We start from the raw sequence: 14,022 nt of genomic DNA on the forward strand, positions 1-14,022 counted from the left end.
GCAATTTTATGCGCTGGCAGAATAAATCCGTCTAGTTTAAAGGGATGGCATGCCAGCTCATCCAAAATATGCATTTTTGCGCTTAATGCGACAGAACCACCGCTTGCGTGGGCAGGGGCATCGCATGTTCCTTCCGCTTTTTCATCCGCTGGGCAGGGATGCGCCAAATCGCCTCATCAAGATCGAATTCGGTCCATTGTGCCTCGACGGCTTCAGTCGGCCGGCAAAGGGTTAGCCACATCAGGCGGAAGGCTGCGATGGTTTCATGGCGACCGCCGTGTCCTTCTACGTCCCGCAAGAGCTGGCCGATTTCGGCGGAATCTAGTGGCCTCTTGTGCTGAGTCTTGTTTGCGGGGAGTGCTTTTCGCACCGGATAGACCGGGTCAGAATCCGCCCGGAGGGTGGACACTGCAAGCTCAAAGACACCCGACATGGTGCGCTTGGCTTCCGCCGCGACCGTCAGGCCGTTCTTCTTTGCGGAAGTGTTCAGCACGTCTAGGATATGCGACGGAGCAATACTCTTGACCGGCAACGAGCCGATCTTCGGAAATACCACGCGCGTCAGCATATTAAGGCGTCTGGCCTTGGTGACTTCCTCCCAATCCTTCAAGGCCAGCCATTCCTTTGCCACGGCCTCGAATGTCGTGGCATTTTCCTGTTCGCGCTTGATGCGCTCAAGCTGCCGGTTGTGGACTGGGTTGATGCCCTGCTTGACCAGTGATCGCGCCTTGGTACGCTCCTCCCGCGCCTCGGCCAGGGTAAATCGGCGACCACCCCGCCTTGCCTGCCCCTCTTCCTGTGTTTCGCCGCTAGGTGCAATGGCGTAGTCGCCAATTGCAAAGATGCTTTCCTTGGCAACATCGCCCTCGCGCAACTCAAAGCGGTAACGCCACGCCTTCACCCCGTTGGGTTTGATTTCCAGATACAGCCCCTTGCCGTCTGATAGCTTGTAGGGCTTGTCCTTGGGCTTGGCGGTGCGGCATTGGGTGTCGGTCAGCATGGCCTGTTCTCCGGGTTCGAGCCGTACCCGGTTTTTTGATACCCGGCTTTGACTTTATACCCGATATTGTACCCGGTTTATACCCGGCTTGCAACGGATCTACCCGGATCAACAAGGAACAAAAAACCCAATAATCACCATGAAGTACGGGGTTCTTGTTGTCCGGCGAAGTGCGCCGGAATCCTAAGTTCTGTTTAAACATTAAACCGGAAATGCATGACATCGCCATCTTTAACGACGTATTCCTTACCTTCAAGGCGCATTTTTCCGGCTTCTTTGGCACCCTGCTCGCCGTTGTAAGCGATGAAGTCGTTATAGCTGATGACTTCGGCGCGAATAAAGCCCTTCTCAAAATCGGTATGAATGACTGCGGCTGCCTGTGGCGCGGTATCGCCTTTGTGGATCGTCCAGGCGCGGACTTCTTTGACACCGGCGGTGAAGTAGGTTTGTAGTCCGAGTAATTCATAACCTGCGCGCACCAGGCGATTCAGTCCGGGTTCTTCCAGATTCAGGTCGGCTAAAAAGATCTTTTTATCTTCGTCAGGCAGTTCTGCGATTTCTGCTTCCAGCGCAGCGCATATGGCGACTACCGGGGCGCCTTCTTGTGCGGCGTATTCTTCGACGCGGGTTAATAGGGGATTATTCTCAAAGCCGTGATCATCCACATTGGCGACATAAATAGCCGGTTTTGCGGTTAATAGACAGAGTGGCTGCAATAAGAGTTTCTGCTCTTTATCCAAGTCCATTGTCCTGGCGGGTTTGCCTTGATCAAGATGTGCCTGCACCGCTTCCAGTAAAGCGCAGAGTTTAATGGCGTCTTTATTACCGGATTTAGCCACTTTGGATTCGCGATGAATGGCTTTTTCTACGGTGGCAAGATCAGCCAGAGCCAGTTCGGTTTGGATAACTTCGATATCCGATATCGGGTCCACTTTGCCAGCGACGTGTATGACATTGTCGTCCGCGAAGCAGCGCACCATATTGACGATGCCATCCGTTTCACGAATATTGGCAAGAAACTTGTTACCCAGACCTTCGCCTTTAGACGCGCCGGCAACTAATCCGGCGATATCTACAAATTCGACAATCGCTGATTGTATTTTCTGCGGCTTGACGATTTCACTGAGTTTTTGCAAGCGCGGATCTGGGACTTCGACTATGCCAATATTGGGATCTATCGTACAGAAAGGATAATTTTCTGCAGCAATACCCGCTTTGGTCAATGCATTAAACAAAGTGGATTTTCCGACATTGGGAAGACCCACGATTCCGCATTTAAGACTCATGACCGGATTCTCATTAAAATTAATTAAATAACGATTGGTTGAAAACTTTTACAGTATTTTATACTTTGGTGTGTAATTTCAACATAGCAGCTTCACAAGCGCCTTGTGCAATGAGCGGCCATACTTCCAGGCTTCTGACTATGGCTTCATCAATTAATTGCGCTTCTTCCTTTCTGGGCGGGTGCAATACATAATCAACCACGGCATTACGATCACCCGGATGACCTATGCCGATTCGTAATCGCCAGAAATCCTGGGTACCCAATCTTGCCGCAATATCTTTGAGGCCGTTATGACCACCCAAACCGCCGCCTTTCTTCAGTTTGGCGATACCTGGCGGGAGATCCAACTCATCATGGATAATGATAATTTCGTCGGTCTGTATTTTATAGAACTGACACAAGGCAATGACCGATTGCCCGCTTCTGTTCATATAGGTTTGCGGTTCCAGTAGCCACACATCCAATTCTTTCTGGCGGACTTGTGTGCACAATCCATGAAATCGCGCTTCCGGCTTTAGCGATACCTGTAGCATTTGGGCTAATCGATCTACCCATTCAAAACCGGCGTTATGCCGTGTACCCGCATATTCTCTGCCTGAATTACCCAATCCAACAATAAGTTTCATGGTGAAAAATTATCCGGCTGCTGTAAAAACGGATTCAGAAAAGAAAAATCTGCCGGCATGTGTTTTATCCCAGCAGATTTGTCAAATTTCCAGATCAGTTAAATATTCTTTGCTGATCTAACTACTTTTTCTCTGCGCTTGCTTCTTCACCGGTAGCTTCATCGGAGAGTACGGAGCGCGGAATCACAATCGTTGCAACCGGTGAATTATCACCTCTGGTCAATGCAACAATTTCAACTCCATTGGGCAGTACCAAGTCACTTAAGTGAAGCGTGTGTCCTGCAGTCAGTTCAACCAAATCCACCGAAATGAATTCTGGCAGGGCATCTGGCAAACAACTGATATCCACTTCGGTAAGGATGTGCGTAACAATACCGCCGGAGGTTTTTACACCGGGTGCATTTTCTGCATTGATAAAGTGTAATGGAACTTTCATGTGTATTTTCTTGTTCTTATCAACGCGCTGAAAATCTACATGCAACACTTGATGCTTGAATGGGTGCATTTGTATATCGCGTAACAATACCTGCTCTTTTTCCCCTGCGACACTTAACGACAAGATGGATGCATGGAAAGCTTCCAGTTTAAGCTTGTGAAACAAATCGTTGTGATCCATTTCAATAGACTGCGGTTTTTGTTCACCACCATAGATGATTGCTGGTACTTTACCAGAACCACGCAGGCGGCGGCTCGCACCCTTTCCCTGCAACGTGCGCTTATCGGCACTGATTTCTATTTTCATCTTTACTACTCCATAATAATGATTTGTTCGCGACCAAACAAACCGGTTAAAAAAACGGAATCAACTTATTCCATAAATAATGAGCTTAATGAACTCTCATTACTGATACGTAACATGGTTTCTGCCAGTAGATTGGCGATGCTTAACTGGCAAATACGATCACAAGCCACGGCATCTTCACGCAAAGGAATGGTGTCAGTGACTACCAATTTATCCAGATCTGAGCTCTGGATGCGTTCTACTGCGTTGCCTGATAATACTGCGTGCGTGGAATACGCAATCACTGATTTCGCGCCATGCTGTTTTAATGCTTTGGCAGCTTCACACAGCGTATTGGCCGTATCCACCATGTCATCAATAATCACACAGGTGCGGTCTTTTACTTCACCGATGATGTTCATGACTTTTGCTTCATTGTGTTTTGGACGCCGCTTGTCAATGATTGCCAGATCGCATTCCAGCCGTTTGGCGAGATGCCGGGCACGGACTACACCGCCGACATCAGGCGATACCACTACTAGATTCTGATAATTATGCTTCCAGATATCCCCCAGCAAAATGGGCATACCATAAATATTGTCGACAGGAATATCAAAAAACCCCTGAATCTGATCTGCATGCAAATCCATGGTTAGTAATCGATCGATGCCAACAGTCGTTAACATATTGGCCACTACTTTGGCTGTGATCGGCACACGAACAGAGCGTGGTCTTCTATCCTGACGCGCATATCCAAAATACGGGATTGCAGCAGTAATACGGCCGGCAGAAGCACGTTTCAGAGCATCTACCATGACCAAAATTTCCATAAGGCTGTCATTGGTCGGTGCGCAGGTGGATTGCAGTACAAAAACATCTTTTCCTCGCACATTCTCAAGGATCTCCACCATGATCTCACCGTCACTGAAACGTCCAACAGTGGCACGTCCCAGATGGATATTAAGATGCTTGACAGCATCCTGTGCCAATTGGGGATTGGCCGTGCCGGTAAAAACCATCAGACTGTCATAAGACATGTTATTTCTCTGAGATAATCAGTTTGGGAAAAGGAGCGCTCGTCTTTCTTGTTAAAATGAGTTGTTTTTGACGATCCGGAGTTTGATGCAAGCTTGTTTCTGAAAAATAAACTGGCTGGGGAGGTAGGGATCGAACCTACGAATGCCGGAATCAAAATCCGGTGCCTTACCACTTGGCGACTCCCCAAAATCTTTATTTCACTGACTTGTGCATGGGATGATAATCTAATCCTTTCGCCACGAAGCCTTTCATATCATCAGGAATTTGTGCAAAAGCGGTCTGAGCTGCCAGCTCAGTCGCAAATTCAGCAAATACACAAGCACCTGAACCACTCATTGCCGCTATTGTAGTATTTTCTAGCCGCTTTAGCCACTCCAAACATTTCGCTACTTCAGGATATGTCCGGCAAACTACTAATTCCAAATCATTATGGCCTTGCCAGACAGAAAAGGGCGGTATTTTGATGGGTATCGTGTTGCGTGTCAATTCCTTACTTGCAAAAACCTCCGCAGTCGAGACTTGGACTGGTGGTATAAGAACTAAATACCACGCGGGCGGTAGTTCAATGGGTAACAGTTTTTCACCAACCCCCTCTGCAAAGGCATTTTGTCCAAAAATGAATACAGGTACATCGGCACCTAACTGAAGCCCTAATTCAAGCAATTGCTCCTGGCTTAAATTGAGTTCCCACAACTGATTCAGCGCTAACAAAGTGGTTGCTGCATCAGAACTCCCACCTCCCAAACCTCCCCCCATTGGAATCTGCTTCTGCAGAAAAATATCGATACCTTGTGCAATTCCCGTTTTTTGCTTTAGCAATTTAGCGGCGCGAACACACAAATCCTTATCTTCTGCAACACCGGAAATGGGATTATGTAATTTGATAATGCCATCCGCGCGCAAACTCAAATTTAATTGATCGGAGAAATCTATAAACCGGAAAACTGTTTGCAATAAATGATAGCCATCCTGCCGGCGGCCGGTGACGTGTAAAAAAAGATTCAGCTTGGCTGGGGCAGGAAATGTAAACATGAATAAATTTAAGAATTAGACGGCTATGGCTTTAGTGTAAGAATAATTTATTCGACTTTCCAGTCATCGACTACCAGTCTGATTCTCAGGTTTTGATAGACTAAATTCAATACCTTGGGAAGCGGTATCGAATTTATCTGCGCGGGAGCGAAGCTATTATAGTGAATGTGCCAGCCGTCTTGCCGGATAGCTACAATCCGGTCTTTGTTATCCAGATCCTTTTCCGCTGCGGTAACTGGCGAATGTGTGCCTTGTATCCAGTATTGCAAACCATTGATCGGCATACGCCAACCCAGAATTTCTTGCGTCAGACTCTCTACATCCGTTGCATAAAAAGCTTCAAGCTTTGAGGTAATCAAACGTACGCCCTCGTCATCTTTTGTAATTTCGGCAACTGCCTGACCCAGCGGGGTAAATAACAGAATTTCATCACTTGTTGCCAGATGCTGCCAGCGGAAGCTGCCGGAGAAACTTTGCTTTTCATCTTGGATGGATATCCTGCCAAGGATATTAAAATCAGCGGCTGAACCATTCTGGGTATTTGCAGCAGGCTCAGTAACAATGGTTCTGACAACCGCGTCAGATTTGGTTTGACTGGGTAGTGTTGCACAACCGGAAAAAAGAGTAAAAATACAGCTTATCAGAATCCCCAGAATAACATTCCACGGATTAATTTTGAATCCATTCACCGGTAATTTAAAATCTTTCAATTCAATGTTATAACTAGCTGATATCGGTCCATAAATTACCAATGCGCACGGGATAAGCCTCAGTTTAATTATTGATGGTCTTATTGGTTTGTTGATAATCAGGCAATACGATATTGAGTTCCAGTGTTTCCTGATTCTCATCTTGCTCAAAATTAACTGATATCGCGTCCTGATCCACATTTACATATTTGCGGATGACCGCTAGTAGCTCTTTTTGTAATTGCGGCAAATAGGAAGGTTGATTGCGATAACTGCGTTCGTGCGCAACAAGAATTTGTAATCTCTCTTTGGCGACCGATGCAGTTTTAGGTTTAGATGATCTAAAATAATCCAGTAAGCTCATTTTCTTCCTCCGAAAAGCCTCCTGAGAAATCCGTGTTTACTATCAATAAATCGATGTGGACGTTTCTCTCCTAAGTATCGCGCTACCACATCGGCATAGGCCTGACCTGCTTCACTCTTTTCATCGAGAATTACCGGAATGCCTGCATTAGATGCGGATAAGACTGATTTTGACTCAGGAATAATACCCAATAATTCCAGTGATAAGATTTCTTGTACGTCTTCAAGACTCAGCATTTCGCCTGACTTTACTCTGTCAGCATCATACCGGGTAAGTAACAAATATTCTTTGATAGGGTCTTCATTGCGTTCTGCTCGTCGTGATTTGCTGGATAAAATACCCAACATGCGATCAGAATCTCTTACCGAAGAAACTTCCGGATTGGTAACAACAAAGGCATCATCCGCAAAATAAAGCGCTAAGTTTGCACCTTTTTCAATCCCTGCAGGAGAATCGCAAACAATATATTCAAAATCTTTGGATAATTCGTCTAATACCCGGCCAACACCTTCTTCTGTCAATGCCTCCTTATCGCGCGTTTGAGAAGCAGGGAGAATATAAAGTAAATTGCAGTTTTTATCACGAATGAGTGCTTGATTGAGACTAGCTTCACCATTGATAACATTGATAAAGTCATAGACAACTCGCCGCTCACAACCTAAAATCAAGTCCAGATTCCGTAAACCTACATCAAAATCAATAACGGCTGTCTTGTGGCCGGCTTTTGCCAGCCCCATGGCAATCGCTGCGCTTGTTGTTGTTTTACCAACGCCACCTTTGCCTGATGTCACAACTATAATTCTTGCCAATTGAGCCTCCTTTGCTATTTGGTCTTAAGCAATCTCTTTAATGATCAAAGCATGATTCTGCAAATATATTTGCACCGGATTTTTGTAGGTCTGTTTGTTTAAATCTTCACTGGTTTTATAATCCCCGGCGATTGAAATAAGCTCTGCTTGCAAATCAAAACAAAATATCCTGGCTCCTGTGTTGCCATGCACACCTGCTAGCGCGCGTCCCCTCAGTGTATTATAGACATGTATATTGCCTTCGGCCATAATTTCGGCGCCAGCGCTGACCTGAGACAGAATGATCAAATCGCCGGACGCATAGATACGCTGCCCCGATCGAATCGGCTGAGTGATCAATGTTGCTGCTGCTGGAGTCGGTGGAGGAGCAACGATAGGACTGATAGATTCCTTGGCAACAGTTACTTCCGGAACGGCTTCTTGCTTTTGTGCTTCGCCAATTGTGATTGGATTGCCCTGTTCACGAACGGTGTCTATCGGAATTGATAATGTGCGTGCTTGCTTATTTTGTTGCTCATTTCCGCCACGGATACCCACTGGGAAAAAACCGATTCTGCGCAATAGCTGGGTTATCTGAACAAAATCCAGATCCTGATTTAACTTGTTTAATTCACGCAAATCGATAATCAAGGGCGAATCTCTAAAAAACTCAGGTGCCAGGTTAATTTTCTCTTGCAGTGTTTGCTCGATTGCAACCATATCATGGGTGTAAAGAATCAAAATCGGCGCAAAAAATGTACTGCTTTTGAATTCAAGTGCTGGAGGAGTATTTAGCATTTTTGAGAATCTATTGATAGCTGCACAGGGAGTTCTTTAATTATATGGATCAGTGGCATTACTTTATTAGGTTACCAAATAACTAGCCAAATCCATTAAAAAATTTAATCAATGACTTTCTTTTTTAAAATGCGCTGTAACGTCTCAAGCAACACATCATTATCGGGATCTTTTTCTAAGGCAAAGCGCCAAATATCTTTAGCATTGTCTTTAGCGCCTTTTGCCCAAAGCACCTCACCCAAGTGTGCCGCAATCTCTGGATCCGGGCGGGCTGCAAAAGCTAGATTTAAATAATTCAATCCTTCCACAAAATTACCCATACGATAGTACACCCAGCCCAGACTGTCCATAATATAAGGATCCTCCGGGGAAAGCTCAACGGCTTTTCTAATTAATTTCAGTGCTTCCGGCAATTGTGCACCACGCTCAGCAAGACTGTAGCCAAGAGCATTGTAGGCGTGCGCATTATCAGGTTTGAGCTTGATCAGTTTACGCAAATCCTGCTCAAGAATATTAAACTTGCCAAGCTTGTCGGCTGCCAAAGCATGATCATAGAGCAACTCGGGATAATCAGGTAGTTTTTTAAGGCCATTATCCAGCAAATCAAATACTTCTTTATGTGCTTTCGATCTTCGTAAAATTTGCGCTTCTGCCAATATTAAATGTGCAGCTTGTTGATCATTGGCTGCCGGAAGTTTCTGCAGGTGTTCGCGGGCCTCTTTTAAATGACCTTTTAATGCCAGTAAATCTGCGTAGCGTATCTGTGCTGGTAAATGGCGGCCACCGCTTTTTACCAGCTGATAGGATGCCATTGCCATATCGGGGCGTTTGGTTTCCTCATATATCTGGCCCAGGTGAAAATGCACAGCATTGGTATCTTTATAGCCCAGACTCAACGCCTTTTTAAAACTTGTTTCAGTGATATCGAAATCACCCATTTCAGTAGCTAACAGCCCGATTGCCAAAGTAATCTCGGCATCTTCTGGATTTTTTTCTGATAACCATCGCAGTTGCTCTTGTGCCAGATCCGTATGGTTGTCACCGATTAATACCCGGGCATAAGCAATTCTTACTTCATTGGCTGTCGGGTACTTTTTCAGATAGTCTCGATAGAATTCACTCGCATCGGTACTTGAGATGCGTTGTAATATTCTTCCGTTATGAACAGCTGCGATTTCCCAACCGGGACGTAAGGTGAGTGCCCGCTGCATTTCTTCCGAAGCAAGGAGGTGCTGATTGGCAAACCACGCTGCCTGAGAAATTGCAAAATGTACTTCCGGAACATCCTTGTAAGGTTGAGAAAGCCGCTGTATTAACTGCAGTGTCGCTACTTTATCTGTATTTCGTGACAATAATTGATTGAGTTGCATAAATGCGTTGCCAATACTGTTTTTTTCCGAAGCCAGCAACTTCTCAAGATGCGGTCGTGCCGCATCCAGTTTGCCTATATTTACCAACAGTGCCGCAATGGTTTGGCGGGCATCCGTCGAGTCGGGCTCTAGTTCAACCCACATTGCCGCAGCTTGCTCGGCTGCAAATGGATTTCCTGCGTGCAGGGCAATCTCGGTTGCGCGCTTGGCAATTCTGGGATCGTGTGTTGTCTTGGCCAGCTTAACATAGCGGTTGACCGCGATATCAAGATTGCCGCGCTGCAATGCAGTTTCACCGACTAAAAAATCAAATAAAATAGGTGCAGTCAGTTCTTGTTTGGGTAAATTGAGTTGACTGATATCTTTTTGCTCAGCGGATTCTCCTGTTTTTTCTACCTCCTCCTTAGTGGAAATCTGCGCGCAGGCAGTGAGTCCGGATAGCAATAACAAGCATAGAATTTTAAATTTCATGAGAAATCCGATTGATTTTCAAATATAAGATAAAAACAAACAACTTTCTTGCAGCACCTGTAGAAACCGTAAAATCATAGCGTGCATATCATGCTTGGTTCAACAAAGCGCTTGGTTTTTAGCTTGGTTTTATTCGACATAATTTGCATATTCTACTTTTATACCGGCAATAAAGTGAATAAATAATTATTTAGCATACAGTAATATTTAAGGACACTACGAAAAGTAAGATTAAAATTGTGCGCAAAGCGGCCACCGATTAATTTATGATAAGGCAAATGCTGAGAACAACATTCAATCATGAAAGTTCATGGTAGTTTTAGCAGGCCGTTGAAAAACGTTTTCGAGGCGGCCGATGCAAGGCAAAAACAGGCGAAAAAACGCAGTTTATACTTAATAAATGAGCATTCTGAGTCTGTTTTTAACACCGCAGCGGCAACGCAGATAGTTTTTCAACGGCCTGTTAGACTGCATGCGATAAATATCAGTTAGTCTGCAGCGTATTTTTACCAAAACCCTTATCCAAATTTGACTCAATTGAAGAATCCTTACCTCAAACTGATTATTGTTTTTTTACTGGGTATGCTGACTGTACTCGGTTTTGCGCCATTTTATCTTTTCCCCGTTCCAGTAATTACGCTGGCAGTATTGTTAGGATTTTGCCATAAAAGTCAGACTTCTCTGCAAGCAGCGCTACTTGGATTTTGTTTTGGTATGGGGCTATTTTGTGCAGGAGTGACTTGGATTTATGTCAGCTTGCATGATTTTGGCGCAATGCCGGTGTCGGCCGCTGTTACGGCACTGATTATACTCTGTGCTTACCTGTCGCTATTTCCCGCATTCAGTTTTTGGATCTTGACCAAGTTTCGCCGCACTTCGCCGTTTGTCTGGGCATCAGTCGCTGCTGCGTTGTGGATGTTGTTTGAATGGCTGCGCGGCAATCTGTTTACCGGCTTCCCCTGGCTAACGCTGGGCTATTCACAAGCGCCTTTTAGCCCATTGGCGGGTTATGCGCCGATCATCGGTGCTTATGGCATTTCGATGGTTGTGGTATTTAGCGCTGCCTTACTTTTCTTCTGGATTGATAAAAGGCTAAAAAATTGGCGGTATGGTTTGCCATTGATGCTGATTTGGTTCGGCGGTCTTGGTTTGCAGGCTATTGAATGGGTTAAACCGCTCGGTGAGCCGGTCACGGTTAGCTTACTGCAAGGCAATATTGCTCAGAATATGAAATGGCGGGATGATCATCTCGAGAACACCATGGAGACTTACGCTAAACTGATTTTGGAAAGTAACAGCCGGTTGATTGTGACACCGGAAATTTCCATTCCGCTTTTTAGCGATGTCGTACCGCCATCGTATTTGTCGTATCTTGCCGCGCATGCCAGAAATAACAACGGCGACGTATTGATTGGTTTGGCTGAGCGTACGACCGATGACGGGGATGACTATTATAATACGATGTTCAGCTACGGCTCTGCGCCGGAGCAGCGTTATCGCAAACACCACCTGGTTCCTTTTGGTGAATTTATTCCGTTAAAACCGATATTCGGTTGGGTTATTGAGGTGCTGAAAATCCCGCTATCGGATTTCTCGCGTGGCAGTTTGGATCAACAGCCGATGGATCTGGCGGGGCAGCGGGTTGCGATCAATATCTGTTACGAAGATGTGTTTGGCGAAGAAATTATTTATCAATTACCACAGGCAACAATGCTGGTGAATGTCAGCAACGATGCCTGGTTCGGGCGCTCGATCGGGCCGCAGCAACACTTGCAAATTTCCCAGATGCGCGCATTGGAAACCGGCCGCTATATGCTGCGCGCCACGAACACCGGGGTGACCGCGATCATTGATGAGCGTGGCAAGGTATTGCAAACCATCGAGATTTTCACTACCGCAGCACTGCACGGATTGGCGCAAGGCTTCACCGGCGCCACACCTTATGTGCGCGTGGGAAATTACCCGGTGCTTGGACTTGCCGGTTTGTTATTGTGTATCGGATTGATATCCGCCTTCCGTGCCAGACGGAAAACCCTGTAAAATCCGATTAATTTTCATTTTGGTGCTGGTTTAATCCAGGTTCTTCATGGCAACACTTACTTTCCAAGAAATTATTCTTACCTTACAACGCTATTGGGACAAGCAGGGATGCGCGATTCTGCAGCCTTACGATATGGAAGTCGGCGCGGGAACCAGCCATACCGCCACTTTCTTGCGGGCTTTGGGGCCCGAACCCTGGAAAGCAGCCTATGTGCAACCGGCGCGCCGCCCGAAAGACGGGCGTTATGGCGACAACCCCAATCGTTTGCAACACTATTATCAATTCCAAGTGGTGCTCAAACCGGCGCCGAAAAATATTCTGGATTTGTATTTGGATTCGTTGCGCGAACTCGGGTTTGATTTAACGCAGAATGACGTACGTCTGGTTGAGGATGATTGGGAAAATCCTACATTGGGCGCTTGGGGTCTGGGCTGGGAGGTTTGGCTCAATGGCATGGAAGTGACGCAATTCACCTATTTCCAGCAGGTCGGCGGTATTGATTGCAAACCGGCTACCGGTGAAATTACCTATGGATTGGAGCGCCTGGCCATGTATTTGCAAGGCGTGGAAAGCGTCTTTGATCTGACATGGACAAAGGGATTGACTTATCACGATGTGTATCATCAAAACGAAGTCGAGCAATCCAAGTATAACTTTGAACACAGTGACACCGAATTTCTGTTTCTGGCGTTCGGCAAGCACGAAGCGCAAGCCAATCACCTTATCGAAAAGCAGTTGGCGTTACCCGCCTACGAGCAAGTGTTGAAAGCAGCGCATACGTTCAATCTGCTGGATGCACGCGGCGCCATTTCAGTCACCGAACGTGCCGCCTATATCGGGCGCATCCGTAATCTGTCACGGCGGGTCGCCAAAGCGTATTACGACAGCCGTAAAAACCTCAATCCACCCTTCCCATTGGCACCGCGCGAATGGGTCGCGCAAATGCCGGATATGCAGGAATCCGCATCATGACCAAAAATCTACTGGTTGAATTATTGGTCGAGGAATTACCGCCCAAATCGCTGAAACAGCTTGGCAACAGCTTTGCGGAATTATTAACCGCCAGCTTGAAAGCGCAGGATCTCGTGTCGAAGGAAGCGCAGGTCACAGCGTATGCTTCGCCCCGGCGTCTGGCGGTCCATATTACCCATGTGGCAACACAAGCAGCCGATAAAGCGATTGCGCAGAAATTGATGCCAGTGGCTGTCGGGTTGGACGCGCAAGGCCAGGCGACACCGCCGTTATTGAAAAAATTGGCGAGCCTGGGTGCCGATGCATCGGTCGTGCCGCAGCTGAAACGCTTGATGGAAGGTAAAACGGAAACATTATTTTGGGACAGTACAGTTAAAGGAACGCCATTAACCGACGGCCTGCAAAAAGCATTAGAGGAAGCGATCGGTAAATTACCGATCCCCAAGGTGATGACATACCAGTTAGCGGATGGCTGGAGCAGCGTTAATTTTGTGCGTCCTGTGCACGCATTGATAGCCTTGCATGGCGCGGACATCGTTCCGGTTAATATTCTGGGGCTGCAAGCCGGGCGCGAAACGCAAGGGCATCGTTTTGAGGCAAAAGTAAATCCCATCGTGTTACACAATGCGGATAGCTACGCACAGCAACTGGCAACCGAAGGCGCTGTCATTGCCGGTTTTGCCGAGCGCCGCGCGGAAATCACGCGCCAGCTTGCCGCAGCCGCCACACGGGAAAATCTTACCCCAGTTGACGATGACGCGTTATTGGATGAAGTCACCGCATTGGTCGAGCATCCCAATGTTCTGGTCGGAAAATTTGCTGCA

The 14,022-nt window shown here is 46.6% G+C and carries 14 protein-coding genes and 1 tRNA gene; 3 read left to right on the forward strand and 12 right to left on the reverse strand.

Annotation, left to right across the window (positions count from 1 at the left end; translation table 11 throughout):
• Nucleotides 1-82: 82 nt before the first annotated feature.
• The 12 genes from ACH10T_RS06860 to ACH10T_RS06915 all read right to left on the reverse strand — a co-directional run bounded on the left by ACH10T_RS06860 (nt 83) and on the right by ACH10T_RS06915 (nt 10,185).
• Nucleotides 83-1,000 carry a tyrosine-type recombinase/integrase gene (locus ACH10T_RS06860; RefSeq protein ID WP_394808570.1) on the reverse strand — a complete coding sequence of 306 codons (918 nt, stop codon included), beginning with the start codon at nt 998-1,000 and terminating at the stop codon, nt 83-85.
• Between the two features lie 194 nt (nt 1,001-1,194).
• The gene (gene ychF, locus ACH10T_RS06865) at nt 1,195-2,286 is read right to left on the reverse strand and encodes a redox-regulated ATPase YchF (RefSeq protein WP_394808571.1); all 1,092 of its coding nucleotides are present in this window, start codon (nt 2,284-2,286) and stop codon (nt 1,195-1,197) included.
• 58 nt (nt 2,287-2,344) lie between these two features.
• Nucleotides 2,345-2,914 carry an aminoacyl-tRNA hydrolase gene (gene pth, locus ACH10T_RS06870; RefSeq protein WP_394808572.1) on the reverse strand — a complete coding sequence of 190 codons (570 nt, stop codon included), beginning with the start codon at nt 2,912-2,914 and terminating at the stop codon, nt 2,345-2,347.
• A gap of 121 nt (nt 2,915-3,035) precedes the next feature.
• Entirely contained in the window at nt 3,036-3,656 is a 621-nt protein-coding gene (locus ACH10T_RS06875; protein ID WP_394808573.1) for a 50S ribosomal protein L25/general stress protein Ctc, read from the reverse strand.
• 65 nt (nt 3,657-3,721) lie between these two features.
• A complete protein-coding gene (locus ACH10T_RS06880) occupies nt 3,722-4,672 on the reverse strand; it encodes a ribose-phosphate pyrophosphokinase (protein WP_394808574.1) in 951 nt (316 codons plus the stop codon).
• Nucleotides 4,673-4,784: 112 nt separating this feature from the next.
• Nucleotides 4,785-4,859: transfer RNA gene (locus ACH10T_RS06885), tRNA-Gln, on the reverse strand.
• A 6-nt stretch (nt 4,860-4,865) separates the two neighbouring features.
• Complete coding sequence (ispE, locus tag ACH10T_RS06890) at nt 4,866-5,705, reverse strand: 4-(cytidine 5'-diphospho)-2-C-methyl-D-erythritol kinase (protein WP_394808575.1); 840 nt, start codon at nt 5,703-5,705, stop codon at nt 4,866-4,868.
• A 47-nt stretch (nt 5,706-5,752) separates the two neighbouring features.
• Nucleotides 5,753-6,415: a lipoprotein insertase outer membrane protein LolB gene (gene lolB / locus ACH10T_RS06895; RefSeq protein WP_394808576.1), complete on the reverse strand. Its 663-nt coding sequence runs from the start codon at nt 6,413-6,415 to the stop codon at nt 5,753-5,755.
• A gap of 64 nt (nt 6,416-6,479) precedes the next feature.
• Nucleotides 6,480-6,758 (reverse strand): cell division topological specificity factor MinE, encoded by a 279-nt coding sequence (minE, locus tag ACH10T_RS06900; RefSeq protein WP_394808577.1) that lies wholly within the window; start codon nt 6,756-6,758, stop codon nt 6,480-6,482.
• A complete protein-coding gene (minD, locus tag ACH10T_RS06905) occupies nt 6,755-7,567 on the reverse strand; it encodes a septum site-determining protein MinD (RefSeq protein WP_394808578.1) in 813 nt (270 codons plus the stop codon). The genes minE and minD overlap by 4 nt, the downstream gene beginning before the upstream one ends.
• A gap of 24 nt (nt 7,568-7,591) precedes the next feature.
• A complete protein-coding gene (gene minC, locus ACH10T_RS06910; RefSeq protein ID WP_394808579.1) occupies nt 7,592-8,344 on the reverse strand; it encodes a septum site-determining protein MinC in 753 nt (250 codons plus the stop codon).
• A gap of 104 nt (nt 8,345-8,448) precedes the next feature.
• Complete coding sequence (locus ACH10T_RS06915; protein WP_394808580.1) at nt 8,449-10,185, reverse strand: tetratricopeptide repeat protein; 1,737 nt, start codon at nt 10,183-10,185, stop codon at nt 8,449-8,451.
• Nucleotides 10,186-10,767: 582 nt separating this feature from the next.
• On the opposite strand from ACH10T_RS06915, the gene lnt reads away from it, so the two are divergent.
• From lnt to ACH10T_RS06930, 3 genes are all read left to right on the forward strand, one after another.
• The gene (lnt, locus tag ACH10T_RS06920) at nt 10,768-12,225 is read left to right on the forward strand and encodes an apolipoprotein N-acyltransferase (RefSeq protein WP_394808583.1); all 1,458 of its coding nucleotides are present in this window, start codon (nt 10,768-10,770) and stop codon (nt 12,223-12,225) included.
• Between the two features lie 46 nt (nt 12,226-12,271).
• Nucleotides 12,272-13,198 (forward strand): glycine--tRNA ligase subunit alpha, encoded by a 927-nt coding sequence (gene glyQ / locus ACH10T_RS06925; protein ID WP_394808581.1) that lies wholly within the window; start codon nt 12,272-12,274, stop codon nt 13,196-13,198.
• Nucleotides 13,195-14,022, forward strand: an 828-nt coding sequence (locus ACH10T_RS06930) for a glycine--tRNA ligase subunit beta (RefSeq protein WP_394808582.1), incomplete at its 3' end; no start/stop codon positions are given. The genes glyQ and ACH10T_RS06930, both read left to right, overlap by 4 nt.

Source organism: Nitrosomonas sp., from assembly GCF_043753625.1.
Lineage (GTDB): Bacteria > Pseudomonadota > Gammaproteobacteria > Burkholderiales > Nitrosomonadaceae > Nitrosomonas.

What these genes read in the sequence shown, in the direction of transcription:
- ispE (WP_394808575.1), bottom strand. Translation starts at nt 5,705, where the DNA reads ATGTTTACATTTCCTGCCCCAGCCAAGCTGAATCTTTTTTTACACGTC.
- pth (WP_394808572.1), bottom strand. Translation starts at nt 2,914, where the DNA reads ATGAAACTTATTGTTGGATTGGGTAATTCAGGCAGAGAATATGCGGGT.
- minC (WP_394808579.1), bottom strand. Translation starts at nt 8,344, where the DNA reads ATGCTAAATACTCCTCCAGCACTTGAATTCAAAAGCAGTACATTTTTT.
- ACH10T_RS06875 (WP_394808573.1), bottom strand. Translation starts at nt 3,656, where the DNA reads ATGAAAATAGAAATCAGTGCCGATAAGCGCACGTTGCAGGGAAAGGGT.
- ACH10T_RS06880 (WP_394808574.1), bottom strand. Translation starts at nt 4,672, where the DNA reads ATGTCTTATGACAGTCTGATGGTTTTTACCGGCACGGCCAATCCCCAA.
- glyQ (WP_394808581.1), top strand. Translation starts at nt 12,272, where the DNA reads ATGGCAACACTTACTTTCCAAGAAATTATTCTTACCTTACAACGCTAT.
- ychF (WP_394808571.1), bottom strand. Translation starts at nt 2,286, where the DNA reads ATGAGTCTTAAATGCGGAATCGTGGGTCTTCCCAATGTCGGAAAATCC.
- lnt (WP_394808583.1), top strand. Translation starts at nt 10,768, where the DNA reads ATGCTGACTGTACTCGGTTTTGCGCCATTTTATCTTTTCCCCGTTCCA.
- minE (WP_394808577.1), bottom strand. Translation starts at nt 6,758, where the DNA reads ATGAGCTTACTGGATTATTTTAGATCATCTAAACCTAAAACTGCATCG.
- ACH10T_RS06860 (WP_394808570.1), bottom strand. Translation starts at nt 1,000, where the DNA reads ATGCTGACCGACACCCAATGCCGCACCGCCAAGCCCAAGGACAAGCCC.
- ACH10T_RS06915 (WP_394808580.1), bottom strand. Translation starts at nt 10,185, where the DNA reads ATGAAATTTAAAATTCTATGCTTGTTATTGCTATCCGGACTCACTGCC.